This is a genomic window from Niallia sp. RD1 (genome assembly GCF_024219955.1).
GTDB classification, from domain to species: Bacteria; Bacillota; Bacilli; order Bacillales; family Cytobacillaceae; genus Niallia; species Niallia alba.
Genome location: NZ_CP100420.1, coordinates 4,753,595 through 4,769,216 on the forward strand (window position 1 = coordinate 4,753,595; position 15,622 = coordinate 4,769,216).

13 protein-coding genes are annotated in these 15,622 nt (G+C 37.3%); 1 reads left to right on the plus strand and 12 read right to left on the minus strand.

From position 1 onward, the window contains the following. Positions 1 to 2 precede the first annotated feature (2 nt). The 12 genes from argR to NKG37_RS23025 form a co-directional block, all read right to left on the minus strand. Entirely contained in the window at positions 3 to 452 is a 450-nt protein-coding gene (argR, locus tag NKG37_RS22970) for a transcriptional regulator AhrC/ArgR (RefSeq protein ID WP_016203262.1), read from the minus strand. A gap of 281 nt (positions 453 to 733) precedes the next feature. Further along, positions 734 to 2,050: an ISLre2 family transposase gene (locus NKG37_RS22975; protein WP_254415388.1), complete on the minus strand. Its 1,317-nt coding sequence runs from the start codon at positions 2,048 to 2,050 to the stop codon at positions 734 to 736. 337 nt (positions 2,051 to 2,387) lie between these two features. Next, positions 2,388 to 3,218 (minus strand): TlyA family RNA methyltransferase, encoded by an 831-nt coding sequence (locus NKG37_RS22980; protein ID WP_040343429.1) that lies wholly within the window; start codon positions 3,216 to 3,218, stop codon positions 2,388 to 2,390. A 7-nt stretch (positions 3,219 to 3,225) separates the two neighbouring features. After that, positions 3,226 to 5,118, minus strand: coding sequence for a 1-deoxy-D-xylulose-5-phosphate synthase (gene dxs, locus NKG37_RS22985; protein ID WP_224427519.1), 1,893 nt, complete (start codon positions 5,116 to 5,118; stop codon positions 3,226 to 3,228). An 836-nt stretch (positions 5,119 to 5,954) separates the two neighbouring features. After that, a complete protein-coding gene (locus tag NKG37_RS22990; protein WP_169188709.1) occupies positions 5,955 to 7,226 on the minus strand; it encodes an IS110 family RNA-guided transposase in 1,272 nt (423 codons plus the stop codon). A gap of 623 nt (positions 7,227 to 7,849) precedes the next feature. After that, positions 7,850 to 8,743 (minus strand): polyprenyl synthetase family protein, encoded by an 894-nt coding sequence (locus NKG37_RS22995; RefSeq protein WP_016203265.1) that lies wholly within the window; start codon positions 8,741 to 8,743, stop codon positions 7,850 to 7,852. A 3-nt stretch (positions 8,744 to 8,746) separates the two neighbouring features. Next, positions 8,747 to 8,944 carry an exodeoxyribonuclease VII small subunit gene (xseB, locus tag NKG37_RS23000; RefSeq protein WP_051993937.1) on the minus strand — a complete coding sequence of 66 codons (198 nt, stop codon included), beginning with the start codon at positions 8,942 to 8,944 and terminating at the stop codon, positions 8,747 to 8,749. A gap of 45 nt (positions 8,945 to 8,989) precedes the next feature. Beyond that, positions 8,990 to 10,336: an exodeoxyribonuclease VII large subunit gene (gene xseA, locus NKG37_RS23005; protein ID WP_212117125.1), complete on the minus strand. Its 1,347-nt coding sequence runs from the start codon at positions 10,334 to 10,336 to the stop codon at positions 8,990 to 8,992. Positions 10,337 to 10,523: 187 nt separating this feature from the next. Continuing rightward, a complete protein-coding gene (gene nusB / locus NKG37_RS23010) occupies positions 10,524 to 10,919 on the minus strand; it encodes a transcription antitermination factor NusB (protein WP_016203268.1) in 396 nt (131 codons plus the stop codon). Positions 10,920 to 11,145: 226 nt separating this feature from the next. Then, positions 11,146 to 12,354: an ISLre2 family transposase gene (locus NKG37_RS23015; protein ID WP_254415389.1), complete on the minus strand. Its 1,209-nt coding sequence runs from the start codon at positions 12,352 to 12,354 to the stop codon at positions 11,146 to 11,148. A 46-nt stretch (positions 12,355 to 12,400) separates the two neighbouring features. Next, on the minus strand, positions 12,401 to 13,525 hold the full coding sequence (locus NKG37_RS23020) for an IS4 family transposase (protein WP_100525935.1): 1,125 nt from the start codon (positions 13,523 to 13,525) through the stop codon (positions 12,401 to 12,403). A gap of 129 nt (positions 13,526 to 13,654) precedes the next feature. After that, on the minus strand, positions 13,655 to 13,876 hold the full coding sequence (locus NKG37_RS23025) for a UPF0236 family transposase-like protein (RefSeq protein ID WP_254415390.1): 222 nt from the start codon (positions 13,874 to 13,876) through the stop codon (positions 13,655 to 13,657). Between the two features lie 396 nt (positions 13,877 to 14,272). On the opposite strand from NKG37_RS23025, the gene NKG37_RS23030 reads away from it, so the two are divergent. Continuing rightward, on the plus strand, positions 14,273 to 15,460 hold the full coding sequence (locus NKG37_RS23030) for an IS4 family transposase (RefSeq protein WP_254414795.1): 1,188 nt from the start codon (positions 14,273 to 14,275) through the stop codon (positions 15,458 to 15,460). The last annotated feature ends 162 nt before the right edge of the window (positions 15,461 to 15,622 follow it).

Sequence of the window (15,622 nt, forward strand, 5' to 3'; positions counted from 1 at the left end):
TATTACAGCATATCAAGAAAGCGATCACTAATTTTCTTGCCGTCATCTGCGGAGCGACAAATAATTAAACATGTATCATCTCCACAAATAGTTCCTAATATTTCATCCCAGTCTAGATTATCTATTAATGCCCCAATTGCTTGAGCATTTCCTGGCAAAGATTTTAGGACAAGTAAATTTTCAGCTGAATCGATTTTTACAAATGAGTCCATTAACATTCTTTTTAATTTTTGTAACGGATTAAAGCGTTGATCAGCTGGTAAGCTATATTTGTATCTACCATCTTGAAGCGGCACTTTAACTAAATGCAATTCTTTAATATCTCTTGATACAGTAGCTTGTGTTACATTGTATCCGGCACTTTTCAACTCATCGACTAATTCGTCTTGTGTTTCTATATCATTATTGGTAATGATTTCTCTTATTTTTATATGCCTTTGACCCTTATTCATATATTCCATCCTTTATAGTGGTTATCATTTTTATTCAATATGTACAACTTTTTATCCAAAGTATTTGTTTCCTTTTATTCGTTCATTCGATTTTTTTAGACATTTTCCTTCTATTTTATTTTACCGTGTTTGTTCGCCTTTTTACAAGAACAAAGAAAACAAAGATTGAGTCAAGTTTTTGTGGGAGTTTTTTTAGCTCCCTTTTTTATAAAGTAAAACCTCTAAGTTTGTATCCGCTTTCCAATTGGTTTTGTTCTTCCAACTGTTGATTCTCTCATTTTTTAAAAACCTTTTAATCCCTGTAAGGCAAAGTGAACGGGTTTTCCAATCGCTTGATTTAAGTATGGCATGTTCTGACGCACGGTTTCTGTTACTAATTTTGTGGGTATTTTTCTTTTCGCTCGATGCTCTTTCTTTGATTTTTCCGTGGCTTTTTCCCATTTCCCATATATCGTTGGGATGGATAGGTCATCCTTCAATCCAATCCACAAGCGCGCCATGCTCATGACTCCTTTTTTGCTCCATGCTCTTCCATTCTTTAATCGTTTGGCTAATTGATTCATCATCGCCTCTGCACTTCCCATTGGACGATACGCTGTCGTGTCCACACCTTTTTCCTGTAACCAACTACGGTAATCTTTTATGGTTTCCTGATGATGCGTTAAAAAGGCAAGGAAATGCTCTAGTTTTTCTTCTTTTTCTGGTGTATCCATTGTTCCTACTGCGCTATTCAACTCTAGAAGTAATGTTTCTACCTGGTAGTTTCTTAACGCTCTTTTCATGTAGCGGTATCGAGGATGGCTCTTCATTAGTTGCTTCATCGAACGAGCGACATGAAAACGATCCATGGTGAAAAAGGCGCGTTCCCGAAAATACTCCCGACATGCCGTTATCCAGCCTGCTCCATCACCATTAATAATAAGCAAGGTTTGGGTAGGATCATACGCATAATGATTCTGTAAGAACGTTTCAAAGGCTTCCCAAAAGGGTTCTTTTCCTTCATAAAGAAAATGCCTTTTATTTCGGAGCCTGATTCGCTTTCCGTTTTCTTTCCATCCCTCGTGTACAGCGGCGAATTTCAACTCCCATCCACGCTTTTTCTTTTCTTGACTCTTCACATATAATCCATCTACTTCGACAAACAATACCTTTTGAAAAGGGCGTTTTTCCTTAGCGGGAAGTACGCTTGTTTGAAGAAGATGTTGCCGTAATGCTTCGTGGCTCATCGCCGAATAGCCTAAAAATTGTTCGAACGTTTCCACCGCCTTTCGATAGGAGGAGCCATTCGTCGCTAGTTCTAACCCCCATTCTTCTAGTAGCGGACTAAATCCCTTATTCCCCTGAAACTGTAAATAGTGATCTAATAGACAAATATATTTTTTAGTCACACGATCAAAATAATAATTACGCTTCAGCTCCACAGCTCCAAACGCTGTATCTAATCGTATTTCTCGTTTATCACGTAAAGCAAATCTTCTTTTGTCTCGTTGCTTGGCAATCTCTTGATCCCAATTTTCTAACGTTTGAATAAGGATTTCTTGAAACGTCATTTGTAGTGTTCGAAATAAAGTTTTTTCCAATTCTTTTAATGATGGCATTTTTATGTTACATTGATTCATGAGAGCCTCTCCTTTTCGTAGTTTTCTAGTCAAACTCTACTTTACAAAAGGAAGCTCTCTTTTTTAATACTTAATTTTTTCCAGCTACCGCGCTTTCGCTTGGTGGCCTTTTTGTCTAGTTGGGGGACTCGTCCCCCAACTAGACAAAAAGGATATTTATTCTCCCACAAACATTTTACTCATACGAAAACAAATTACTTCTGCAACTATTTTCGCTCTATTTTGGACATACCAAAAAGGGTCAGCCAGCATAGAAGTACTACTAGCACATTGACTAATAGATCCCTTGATGCAGTCAAACCCTTTTACCATTAGCTTATTCTTCCGTTTCCTTTTTTGCTTTCAATTCGGAATGTGCAGCTTCTACAGTCTCTTTTATTTGATAAAAATGTGTTGATTGCTCTCCACGTTCATCCCAATGAAGATGTAGTAAAAACTCAATATTTCCATCCCCACCTGTTATGGGAGAAAAAGACAGATTTTTAACGATATATCCCTCTTTAATAGAAAAATCGATAATCATTTCTAATACAGATTCATGGACTTTTCGGTCTCTGACAATTCCTTTTTTCCCAACCTGTTCTCTGCCTGCTTCAAATTGAGGTTTTACTAGTGCAATGATATCACTGCCTGATACTAACAGTGTTTTTAATACTGGTAGTATCAGTTTTAATGATATAAAAGAAACATCTATAGACGCTATGGTAGGCATTTCCCCTTTTAAATCCGCGGGAGTTACGTAACGAAAATTGGTTCTTTCCATTACAATGACACGCTCATCTTGTCTAAGTTTCCAAGCCAACTGATTATAGCCCACATCTAGCGCATAGGATTGTTTTGCTCCATTTTGGAGCGCACAATCAGTAAATCCACCAGTAGAGGATCCAATATCTAGTAATACTTTTTCTTTCATATCGACATCAAATGCTTTCAGCGCCTTTTCAAGCTTCAGTCCGCCTCTGGATACATACTGTAGCGTTTTTCCTTTTACAGACAGCTTTGAATCTGCGCTTATTTTTTCACCTGGTTTATCTAGTCTATTCTCCTCACAGTAGACAATTCCAGCCATAACAGCTCGTTTTGCCTTCTCCCTTGTGTCGAATAAGCCTTGTTCCACTAATAATACATCAATTCTTTCTTTCTTCATGAATAATCTAAGCCCTCTTTTGTTTTTTTCTGGCAATGGCTAAAATTCTATTTACAACTTCCTCTTTAGTTAATTTAATTTCACTTAATAAAGAGTTCACATCTCCATGCTCAATAAATTCATCTGGGATTCCCATGCGATCAATCACATTTGCACCAAACCCATGATCATGTGCATATTCTAAACAATAACTTCCAAAACCACCTTGCAGAACAGCTTCTTCAATTGTCAAAATTGGTATTTGTTTTTGCAATAAGTCTGTAAGCATTTTTTCATCTAGCGGTTTAATAAATCTCGCATTAACTACTTTTACATGGATTCCCTGTGATTCGAGTTGATTTGCTGCTTCCATCGCCATTTCAATTGTCGTTCCAAACGTAAGGATTGCTGCATCTGTTCCCTCTCTTAGTACTTCCCATGTACCAATTGGGATCGTTTTTAAAGTAGGATCAAGCTTAACTCCTATCCCATTGCCACGAGGAAAACGCATAGCAATCGGTCCATCATTATACTCTATTGCTGTATTTACCATATGCTGTCCTTCGTTTTCGTCCTTTGGCATCATCAATACTAGGTTTGGCATATGTCGTAAAAACGCAATATCATAAATTCCTTGATGCGTTTCCCCATCTGCTCCTACTAAACCTGCTCGGTCAATCCCAATAAACACATTTAATCTTTGACGGCATACATCATGAAGTACCTGATCATACGCTCTTTGCAAAAAAGTAGAATAGATTGCTAAAAATGGCTTCATCTTTTGTGTAGCGAGTCCTGCTGCTAATGTAACTGCATGCTGTTCAGCTATACCAACATCTAACATTCGATCTGGTAATTCTTTTGCAAATGCTTCTAATTTTGAACCAACTGGCATAGCAGGAGTAACAGCCACAATCCGTTCATCTGATCTAGCCAATTTTAAAACGGTATCACTTACGAGTTTACTCCACGTAGGTGCAGTAATCGTTGGTTTGACAAAATCACCTGTTTCAATCTTATATGGACCAGTTCCGTGCCATGTTCCAATTTTATCTTTTTCTGCAGGAGAAAATCCTTTTCCTTTTTTCGTAATGACGTGCAATAAAACTGGGCCGGAAGTTTTCTTTGCATAGTTTATTTGTTCGAATAAGTCATCAAAATCATGTCCATCTACTGGACCTAGATAAGTAAAACCTAACTCTTCAAAAAACACACCGGATACCAATAAATATTTTAGGCTATCTTTAATTCTTTCCGCAGTAGAAGCCATCTTTCCACCGACTGCTGGAATTTTCTTTAAAAGCATTTCCAATTCATCTTTTACCCATTGGTATTTTCCAGCCGTTCTTAATCTGCCTAATACTTGATGAAGAGCTCCCACATTCGGTGCAATCGACATTTCATTATCATTGAGGATAACAATCATATTTTTCTTTTCATCACCGATATGGTTTAATGCTTCAAGAGCCATTCCACCTGTTAATGCGCCATCTCCGATTATTGGAACAATATAGGAATCTTCTTTTTTGATATCCCGAGCTACGGCCATCCCCATTGCAGCAGATAAGGAAGTAGAGCTATGACCGGTTTCCCAGACATCATGCTCACTTTCATTCATTTTTGGAAACCCACTTAATCCTTTGTATTGTCTAAGGGTATCAAAATCTTTTGCACGACCTGTTAAAATTTTGTGTACATAGGATTGATGGCCTACATCCCAAATAAATTTATCCTTTGGGCTATCAAAGCTTTTATGAAGGGCAATCGTTAATTCCACTACCCCTAAGTTAGGACCAATATGACCGCCAGTTAGAGAAAGCTTATTAATTAAAAAGTGACGGATTTCTTCACTGAGGCTCTTTAGTTCCTCATCAGACAACCCCTTTAAAAATGCTGGATTTTCAATTGACATTAAATCCATAAGGTAACAACTCACTTTCATTCAGTATATAACCAAAAATAGCGATGAATGTGCGACTAGATTGGTATATCTTCCTTCCGTTTAACTATTTCTTTTCATCTAAGATTGTATTTTATATTAGAATACCTTATTTTTATTAAAAAACCTAATTTATACTTGTATTTAAATATGTATTATACCATTCCTTCACAGATAATAGTAGTAATTCTACATAGTAAGAACAGTAGGGCTTTTAGCGCTCAAAAAAAGGATGCCTCAAAGTGGAACAGCACTCATACACTTTTATAAATGCTTTGTTTTATAAAATGAGGATGGGACATAACTAAATAGATACTCTGTAAAGACGAACAATTTCTAATATAGCTAGTAAATAGCGGCTGCTTTCGCATACTTTTTACAAGAGGAAATATAATTAGTTGGAAAAACAGAGCAGCCGGAATACACGAAGACTCCCTCCGGAAAAGTTGATATACCAACGTTTGTAGTAGATTATTGGTGAAATAAAAAATTTTTTTTAACTTATTTCAGACTTATCACAGGTGGTTTTCCCCATTTTATAAAATAACTGGGAATGAAGAAGACGCTTCGCTAGAGTCAATAGGGATTAATTGACAAAGGTACATTATTTGATGCACTTTGGTCTCTACTATTCTTACGAGAACGTACCCTCCCATGTCTCTTAGCGTCGCGCGCTTACATTCCTTCGTTTGGTTTCATCATAAGGTAGAGGCTGGCATCCTGCTCCTATATAGACTCTAAGTCGTATGTCTTTTTATAAGCCAGCTACTGTGTCATCTTGTGAATTATTTTTTACATTAAGCTCTACCTTGGATATGTTAGGCGGGGAAGACGGAAATATCCTGTCTCATCCGTTCTCCATCAAACAAAACTTCTTGGTGACTTAACCCATGAAATACTTTCAATAGTTTACTACAGAGTATAACAAGTGCTTCTTTTTTCTTTAGTGGATTATTTGTCCTGGTAATATAATATTGATATAAATCGTGAAAGACCTTATTGTTTCGTATTAAAGGGAGTACTGCCCGATAGAGAAGCGATCGTAGTTTTCTTCTCCCTCGCTTTGAAAGACTTTTTCGACCAATATACTTTCCAGAAGAATTTTCTCGTAATGTTAATCCCGCTAATTTTATGAGTTGGCGTGGATGTTGATAATTCTTTAGAGATCCTACTTCTGACAGTAAATCAATCACTGTCTCTTCCCCAATACCCGGAATCGATAAGAGATAGTGAAATTCAGCTAGGTCTTCCACCATGTCTTTTAATTCTTGATTCACTGTTTCTAACTGATTTGTATATAGTTCATATTTTTGTATCAACATAACAATTTCCAGTCGTGCCATTTCAACGCCTTCTGTTAAGCCGATGGATTGTTCTGCCGCCTTTATTAATTTGGCTATTTTGGATCTTGCTGGATAGGCCAGCTGTTCTTTCTCTCGATAGAAAGTGATCAACTCTTCTACCTCTCGTCCTACTAAGTCTACTGGTAAAGGCGTCTGTTTTAACACCGCACAAGCATTCTTTCCTAACTCCTTAAAAGCAGTATAAAATTCAGGGAAATATCGGTCTGTCCATCGAATGATCTGGTTTTTTACTTTCGCTATTTCTTTCTTCACACTCCCCCGAATAGAAGATCCTTGTCTAAGTTCTGCTTCTATTCCTTCTAGCTTGCGAATAGAACTAAAATAGCCGTTTGTGATTAATTTGGCAATAACTCTCGCATCTTTCTTATCATTCTTTGTTTGGAGATTGTCATCCATTTCCTTCGATCGTTTTACATGTAAGGGATTCACAATGACGTAACGAATGCCTTTGGAGGCAAGAAATGCAGCGAGATTCATCCAATAATGACCTGTAGGTTCAAAACCGATCAAAAGATCCTTCTTTCCCTGTTTCTTCATCAATTGATGTAAGTGAATATAAAATTGTTGAAAGCCTTGATTAGACTGATGGACGGCGAAGGATTTACTTAATTCCCGTCCTCTATCATCCACTGCACAAGCATAATGCGTTCTTTTTGCTATATCAATGCCAATGATAAGAGTAGAATTAGTGACTTGATTTATTTTTTGATTACGTTTATTATTCATAGTAGATTCTCCTTGCTGCGTATTGATTGGCGTTGATACATGCATCATATAGGAGTATCTTTTTTTATGCAAGCCCCTAAAACTACCCCCACAGGAATGCTCCTATGGGATTAGCGAGACAGTCTGAGACCCTGCAGGCCACAGGCCGAAGCGGCTCAGCGCGAGCCCCATGGAAAGCGAAGTGTATTCCGGCTGCGGGGAATCGCACCAAACTTCATGGAAACATCCTTTGAAAAACAAATAAAAGCCCGAACAATTATACGGAACATTCATTAGCATCTTCGTATAATTGTTCGGAATTATCCTTGGCTGGAATACTTATGTCCCATCCTCGTTTTATAAAATGCACGAGTGCTGTCAAATATGATTGAGACACCCTGATATGTTCTTCTATATTTTTATCCCACTCTTAACGGACAGTAAGACTCCCCCCTCTTTTTTTATGAGAATACGAGGAAGATAGGTGGGAGATCAACTGTCCGTAAAGGTCCGATTGGTTCAACTAACCATCAATGAAGGAAAACCCCCACTGATGGAATTTTCACTTTATTGCTTCCTAAAGAAACTTAATACTATTATATACCATCATTAAAAAGCTTTTAAACGGTTAAATAAAGTTATTATTAATTATTTCTATATGCAATTAGATTTGTAATCTCTTCTAAGATTGCGCTATCTAAGTTTAAGCTCCTAAGTAGATCTTTTGCTCCTTTAATATGTAGATCTAATTCTTTTTTTGCTCCACCCATTGTCAGGATTTTCGGATAAGTACTTTTGTGATTATCCATATCACTGCCAATCGGTTTTCCAATGACAGCTTCATCACCCTCTAAATCTAGAATATCATCTCTAATTTGGAAGGCTAACCCTAAATGATAAGCAAATTGCTTTAATGTCTCTATTTCCTTGCTTGTAGCACCTGCTAATATTGCACCAATTATGATACTTACCTCTAATAGCTTTCCTGTCTTATGTAGATGAATCTGTTCAAGTTCTCGCTGATTTAGCGCTTTATTTTCTCCTTCTATATCAGCAACCTGTCCACCTACCATTCCTTCAGCTCCTGCTGCTTCTGCTAACAGGTTAATAGTAGTAAGAATAAGATCAGAAGGAATATTTTCCTGCGTCATCCGTGTCATAATTTGAAAACTATAGGTAAGAAGTGCATCTCCTGCTAGGATTGCTGTTGCCTCTCCATATACTTTATGATTTGTCGGTAATCCTCTCCGTAAATCATCATCATCCATGCTTGGTAAATCATCATGAATTAAGGAGTATGTATGGATCATTTCAATTGCAGTTGCAGGTAATAACCCTTTAAATGGATCTTTTCCATACGATTGGATAGTTGCAAATAAAAGCAATGGACGAATTCTTTTTCCACCTGCATTCAGTGAGTACAGCATGGAATCTTTTAGGTTAGAAGGAGCAACAAGTTTTTCTACATTTTGCTTTAATTCTTTTTCTAAAAGATCTTTATACTTTTTTGTAAAAGCTGACAAAGAGATATTATTCAAGCGTTAGTCCTCCTCAGCAATAGAAAAAGGTTGTTTTTTTCCATTTTCTAGAACAACTTCAGCTAATTGTTCTTCGACATTTTTTAATTTTTCATGGCAGTATTTAGAAAGTTCCATTCCTTTTTTATACGTATTAATCGCTTCTTCTAATGGAACATCTCCTTCTTCTAATTTTTCAACGATTCTTTCTAATTCTTCCATCGCTTCTTCAAAAGATGGCTTTTTTTCCGAATTGGTTGCCAAATTCTACCTCTCCTTTACCGCAATAATTTCCGCCTCTATTGTACCATCAGCTAAATTCAATTCAATCTGATCTTTTGGTTGCACTTGTTTAATGGTGGCTATTAACTTTCCATTACTATCATATGCTACATTATAACCTCTTTCCATTATCTTTAACGGACTTAATGCATCCATCTTACCTATTATCGAAAGAAAAGACTGCCTTTTTGCCTGAAGTATAAGCTCAGTATTGCGGATCATATTTTTTTGTAAGTTAGCTAAATCGTGGTGCGCTTTCTTTATATATTGATCAGGATGATTTCTTAGTAATTGCTTTTGGATTGATTGATGTTGATTGTTCTTCTGATCAAAAACTCTTTGTACATTACGGATTAGCAACTCTGTCTGTTTATCTAACTGCTCCAATTTCTGATCATATAAAACCTTAGGATAACGAAAAGCATAGGAACGTTGAATTCTGTTTAAGCGTAGTTTCTGTAATTCCACCTTTTCTTTTATGCCCCTAATTAACCGACTTTGTCTTGTCAAAATCCGTTCCACGAGTTCATCAATATGAGGTACGGCTAATTCAGCTGCACCAGTTGGAGTCGGCGCCCGCATGTCTGCAACAAAATCAGCAATAGTAAAATCTGTTTCATGACCGACAGCAGATATAACAGGAATAGTTGAAGTGTGAATAGCTCTGGCAACGATTTCTTCGTTAAAAGCCCATAATTCCTCAATGGAACCGCCGCCTCTCCCTACAATGAGAACATCAATTATCGGTGACTCCTGCTCATTTGCTTGTTGAATAGCCTTTACAATGGAAGGAGCCGCAGTTTCTCCTTGAACTAACGCCGGATAAATCATAATTTTAGCGATTGGGTATCGTCTTTTAATTGTCGTAATAATATCTCTAATAGCCGCACCAGTAGGCGAGGTAATTACACCAATTGTTTTTGGATATCGCGGAATTATTTTCTTATGTTCTGGCAGAAACAAGCCTTCTTGCTCTAGTTTCGCTCTCAACTGCTCATAGGCAAGATACAATTGTCCAATACCGTCTGGCTGCATTTCATTCACATACATTTGATACTGTCCGCTTGATTCATAAACAGTAATACTTGCTTTAACAAGTACTTTCATCCCATTTTCTGGCGTGAATTTCATTTGCTGGTTATGACGCGCAAACATAACGGCTAAAATCCTAGCTTTCTCATCTTTTAAGGTAAAATACATGTGACCACTTGAATGCTGCTTAAAGTTGGATATTTCCCCTTTCACCATGACTTCGTGCAGATGAGGATCGGCATCAAATTTTCTTTTTATGTATTTCGTCAAAGCATGTACCGTTAAATAACGTGATTCCATTTATAAAAACTCCTTATACAGGATGGAAAAAGGGGTGTAGCATCCATCCACCACATCCCTTTTTCATTCATGTTTATAGGTTATAGAAGGAAACAATTTAGGATGATAACAAGTCTTATCTGCCTTGTGATGCAAACAAGAAATCATTCAAATATTAGCACTTTTGATCAAACCATCGTTTCTCTTATTATTGCTGATTTTCTTTGATTTTAGATAATACTCCGTTGACGAATCTACCAGATTGATCATCTCCATAAAGTTTAGCAATTTCTACAGCCTCATCTATTGCTACATTTACAGGTACATCATCTGCTTGACCATACATCATTTCATACGCTGCAAGACGTAAAATGTTCCGGTCTACATTAGCTATTCTTTCCAGTGACCAATTTTCTAGATATTGTTTGATTGTTTCATCAATAGAAACTTGGTGGCTAAGAACCCCATCCACTAATTTAGTAAGATAGGAATCGGATTTCTCTCCTTCTAAAACATGTTCTATTGCTATTTCCTTGTCTATATCACTAATATCAATTTGAAATAGTGCCTGTAAGGCCTTTTCTCTGGCAGTTCTTCTTTTCATTATTTAAGCTCCTTTAAAATCCTTCCATAGGTTTAAACCAACCTATTTATCTATGCTACATGAATAATAGCATAAATAAAAACAAAACTCTATCTTACGTGAAAAAAAGATTGAGTCAAGTTTTTGTGGGAGTTTTTTTAGCTCCCTTTTTTATAAAGTAAAACCTCTAAGTTTGTATCCGCTTTCCAATTGGTTTTGTTCTTCCAACTGTTGATTCTCTCATTTTTTAAAAACCTTTTAATCCCTGTAAGGCAAAGTGAACGGGTTTTCCAATCGCTTGATTTAAGTATGGCATGTTCTGACGCACGGTTTCTGTTACTAATTTTGTGGGTATTTTTCTTTTCGGTCGATGCTCTTTCTTTGATTTTTCCGTGGCTTTTTCCCATTTTCCATATATCGTTTGGATAGATAGATCATCCTTCAACCCAATCCACAAACGTGCCATGCTCATGACGCCTTTTTTGCTCCATGTTCTTCCATTTTTTAATCGTTTGGCTAATTGATTCATCATTGCTTCTGCACTTCCCATTGGACGATACGCTGTCGTGTCCACGCCTTTCTCCTGTAACCAACTACGGTAATCTTTTATGGTTTCCTGATGATGCGTTAAAAAGCCGAGGAAATGCGCTAGTTTTTCTTCTTCTTCTGGTGTATCCATTGTTCCTACTGCGCTATTCAACTCTAGAAGTAATGTTTCTACCTGGTAGTTTTTTAACGCTCTTTTCATGTAGCGGTATCGAGGATGGCTCTTCATTAGTTGCTTCATCGAACGAGCGACATGAAAACGGTCCATGGTGAAAAAGGCGCGTTCCCGAAAATACTCCCGACATGCCGTTATCCAGCCTGCTCCATCGCCATTAATAATAAGCAAGGTTTGGGTTGGATCATACGCATAATGATTCTGTAAGAACGTTTCAAAGGCTTCCCAAAAGGGTTCTTTTCCTTCATAAAGAAAATGCCTTTTATTTCGGAGCCTGATTCGCTTTCCGTTTTCTTTCCATCCCTCGTGTACAGCGGCGAATTTCAACTCCCATCCACGCTTTTTCTTTTCTTGACTCTTCACATATAATCCATCTACTTCGACAAACAATACCTTTTGAAAAGGGCGTTTTTCCTTAGCGGGAAGTACGCTTGTTTGAAGAAGATGTTGCCGTAATGCTTCGTGGCTCATCGCCGAATAGCCTAAAAATTGTTCGAACGTTTCCACCGCCTTTCGATAGGAGGAGCCATTCGTCGCTAGTTCTAACCCCCATTCTTCTAGTAGCGGACTAAATCCCTTATTCCCCTGAAACTGTAAATAGTGATCTAATAGACAAATATATTTTTTAGTCACACGCACTAACGTCGCATAAATTCTAACTGAATATTCTGTTTTCTGATATTCCCGTTTGAGAAGAAAAACGAAGACACGCGAACAGAGGTAGTAATCATCCATTTTTTTACTATAACCTTTGGCGAGGGCGACAGAAACGGTTAAACCTTTACGGGACAGCTCTTCCTGCTATTTTTCGAATCCAAATACGTGCTGGTTTCCAGGGTGCTGCTTTTAGCCACCGACTGATTTGTAAGTACGTCCGTGAACTATTTGTACTCAGCTGAGCCAGTACATGTAAACAGTAGACGATCATCGCGATGTACACTTGATTATGCACAGCTTGTTCGCTTTGTCCGTAGAACTTTTTGATGTTTAAATGTTGCTTCATCCACTTGAAAAACAGCTCGATTGCCCAGCGTGATTTATACAATTCAGCGATTTCATCTGCACTCAAGTCGAAGCGATTCGTTATGAGGTGTAACTCATTTCCTTTTGAATCCAACACTTTCAATTGTCTGAATTCATTACCTGCTCGACTTTGTGCTGTGCCCAAGGAAATCATTTCATCTGATAAAACGGTTGAATCTTTTGGAAGATCAAATTCCTCGATTTGATGAGTTACAGCGTTTTTCCGCAAGCGTGAAACGAAGAAGTAACCATCGTCGGTCATGCGGTCGAATCGCTCGTAATCCAAGTAGCCACGGTCAAAGACGTACATGCACTCTTTGTCGTCAACGAGTACTTCTAGCTGACCTCGATCATGTTCGATCGCATTCGTTAACACCGCTTTGTCTGGATAGGAACAACCCTTTTCTAAGTAAACAAGACGTAAATGAAGCTTAATGCCTGACTTTGTTTTGCGGAACTTAGCCCATTTATGATTGTTCAAATTCAGTGGCAACGTACTCGAGTCGATGATTTTCAGTGGTGTTGTCATTTTACGTCGCTTATCAAAATCCGTTTTCTCATGAATTTGCGCGACTAAATCTAGAAACACCTGCTGGAACACCTCTGTCGGTACTTGATTTAATCGACGTCCTAATTGTGAAAAGCTAATCGATTCCAAATTCGTTGCTTTTTGTAGGTCGTCTGAAAACAATGTATCACTGACAGCACGCAGACTTTCGGTTTCATTCAGCTGCGCAAACAGCAGTAATTTCAGGAATGAAGCGATGTGTAGCTTCTTTGTATAGTAATTTAATTGATGGGTTTCAACCAATTCTTCAAGTTTTGTGGAGGAAATCGGTGAAAACCATTGTTCAAATGATGTTTTTCGTGTAAACTTATCCATGCTTATGTCCTTTATGTTGGATTTGGATGGTTTACTACCGTCCAACCATTATAAAGGATTTTTTTGTGTATCATTAATATTACAGAAAATTCAGATTTCCGGAAGGCGTTGTATTATTTTAATGCGACGCTAGTGAGTCACACGATCAAAATAATAATTACGCTTCAGCTCCACAGCTCCAAACGCTGTATCTAATCGTATTTCTCGTTTATCACGTAAAGCAAATCTTCTTTTGTCTCGTTGCTTGGCAATCTCTTGATCCCAATTTTCTAACGTTTGAATAAGGATTTCTTGAAACGTCATTTGTAGTGTTCGAAATAAAGTTTTTTCCAATTCTTTTAATGATGGCATTTTTATGTTACATTGATTCATGAGAGCCTCTCCTTTTCGTAGTTTTCTAGTCAAACTCTACTTTACAAAAGGAAGCTCTCTTTTTTAATACTTAATTTTTTCCAGCTACCGCGCTTTCGCTTGGTGGCCTTTTTGTCTAGTTGGGGGACTCGTCCCAATGTCATAAACCTAAATTGTAAAAATATGTAAATATTAAAAAAGATTCATAAAATTGTTGTATAAAATTGAAAAAACCCCTTGACTTTTCAGAAACACCTCCATAATCAGCGTGAATACCAGTTCTTGGTATATCTCGTACGAAATGGGGTTTTTTTGTTGAAAAAAAGCAAGTTTTTAGAAGCGATTGAAGTATGTAGGGAGGTATTGTACGATTTCCATTTCATGTGCGATTCCCGCATGAAATCAACCTACTTTACACGTAAAGGAGGCAAATTGACTTTCCCAGAAACAATTTTGTTTGTGCTAAATCTAGTAACGAGAAGCTTGCAGATTGAGTTGAATGACTTTTTTGAGTTGATTAAAAAAGAAGGAGAAATTATAAGTAAACAGGGATTTTCACAAGCGCGAAAAAAAATAAAACCAGAAGCCTTCAAGACGTTATTTGACACCATTACGACGTGGTTTTATCAGACAAATAACTCCTTTAAATATAAGGGCTTCCGGTTATATGCGATTGATGCGTCTATCATAGAAATAGCCAATTCCCAAAGGCTAAGAGATACCTTCGGCGCATCAAAGGGCAATGGCAAGGAACTTGCCAGAGCCATGGTATCTACTATTTATGATATCGGAAATGATTTATTTGTAAAGGGGATAATCACAAAATGTACAGATAGCGAGCGCACAGTAGCGATAGAATTAATTGATAGTTTCCTAGAACTGCGTTCTAACCACGACCTTTTTCTTTTTGACCGTGGGTATCCATCTCAATATTTCTTTCACTATCTTTTGAAGAATAAAGTGAATTTTGTTGTTAGAACGCCAGTTAATTTTTACCGAGCCGCTATAAAAGAAGGGATCCCTGATCAGGTCATTGAACTCAAGTATAAAAGCAACGTCATGCGTTTGCGTGCGGTCCGTATCCCATTAGGCTCTGGAGAAGATGAATTACTTATAACGAATATATTAGATGAGTCTTTTGATATTCCGGCTTTTAAAGAGTTGTACTTTAAACGATGGTCAATCGAAACAAAATACGATGTCTTAAAAAACAAAATACAGATTGAAAGATTCTCAGGCGAAACAAAACAGACGATTGAACAAGAGTTTTATGCTGCTTTATTTTTAAGCAACATGGCTTCCCTACTAAAGCATGAGTCAGATGTGATCATCGCCGAGGATCAGAAGGATAAAGACTTAAAGCACAAATATAAAACTAACACCAATATTTTAATTGGCGCACTAAAAGATAAGCTCATTTGTTTAATCATTGAACCAAGTCAAAGGCGAAGAAAAAAGATGTATAAAGACCTACTGAACGAAGTTCAGCGAAATAGAGTCCCAATTAGACCTGGAAGGAAATTTAAACGTTCCAGAGGGCTAAATGCGAATAAACATGGATTTGGACAACGACCAGCTATCTAACAAAACGAACAAATAGGAAAATCAGGGAAATGCCAAAAAAATTAAATAGGCACTTCCCGGGCATCCTATTGGCTTTTTTAGTTATCAGAATATTATAAACATCAATTTTGGTTTACCACTGGTAATTACTGGTTTCTTAACTTGATGACATTGGGACTCGTC

What these genes read in the sequence shown, in the direction of transcription:
- xseA (WP_212117125.1), bottom strand. Translation starts at nt 10,336, where the DNA reads ATGGAATCACGTTATTTAACGGTACATGCTTTGACGAAATACATAAAA.
- nusB (WP_016203268.1), bottom strand. Translation starts at nt 10,919, where the DNA reads ATGAAAAGAAGAACTGCCAGAGAAAAGGCCTTACAGGCACTATTTCAA.
- NKG37_RS22980 (WP_040343429.1), bottom strand. Translation starts at nt 3,218, where the DNA reads ATGAAGAAAGAAAGAATTGATGTATTATTAGTGGAACAAGGCTTATTC.
- NKG37_RS23015 (WP_254415389.1), bottom strand. Translation starts at nt 12,354, where the DNA reads ATGGATGATTACTACCTCTGTTCGCGTGTCTTCGTTTTTCTTCTCAAA.
- NKG37_RS23020 (WP_100525935.1), bottom strand. Translation starts at nt 13,525, where the DNA reads ATGGATAAGTTTACACGAAAAACATCATTTGAACAATGGTTTTCACCG.
- NKG37_RS23030 (WP_254414795.1), top strand. Translation starts at nt 14,273, where the DNA reads ATGAAATCAACCTACTTTACACGTAAAGGAGGCAAATTGACTTTCCCA.
- xseB (WP_051993937.1), bottom strand. Translation starts at nt 8,944, where the DNA reads ATGGAAGAATTAGAAAGAATCGTTGAAAAATTAGAAGAAGGAGATGTT.
- NKG37_RS22990 (WP_169188709.1), bottom strand. Translation starts at nt 7,226, where the DNA reads ATGAATAATAAACGTAATCAAAAAATAAATCAAGTCACTAATTCTACT.
- NKG37_RS23025 (WP_254415390.1), bottom strand. Translation starts at nt 13,876, where the DNA reads ATGCCATCATTAAAAGAATTGGAAAAAACTTTATTTCGAACACTACAA.
- NKG37_RS22975 (WP_254415388.1), bottom strand. Translation starts at nt 2,050, where the DNA reads ATGCCATCATTAAAAGAATTGGAAAAAACTTTATTTCGAACACTACAA.
- argR (WP_016203262.1), bottom strand. Translation starts at nt 452, where the DNA reads ATGAATAAGGGTCAAAGGCATATAAAAATAAGAGAAATCATTACCAAT.
- dxs (WP_224427519.1), bottom strand. Translation starts at nt 5,118, where the DNA reads ATGGATTTAATGTCAATTGAAAATCCAGCATTTTTAAAGGGGTTGTCT.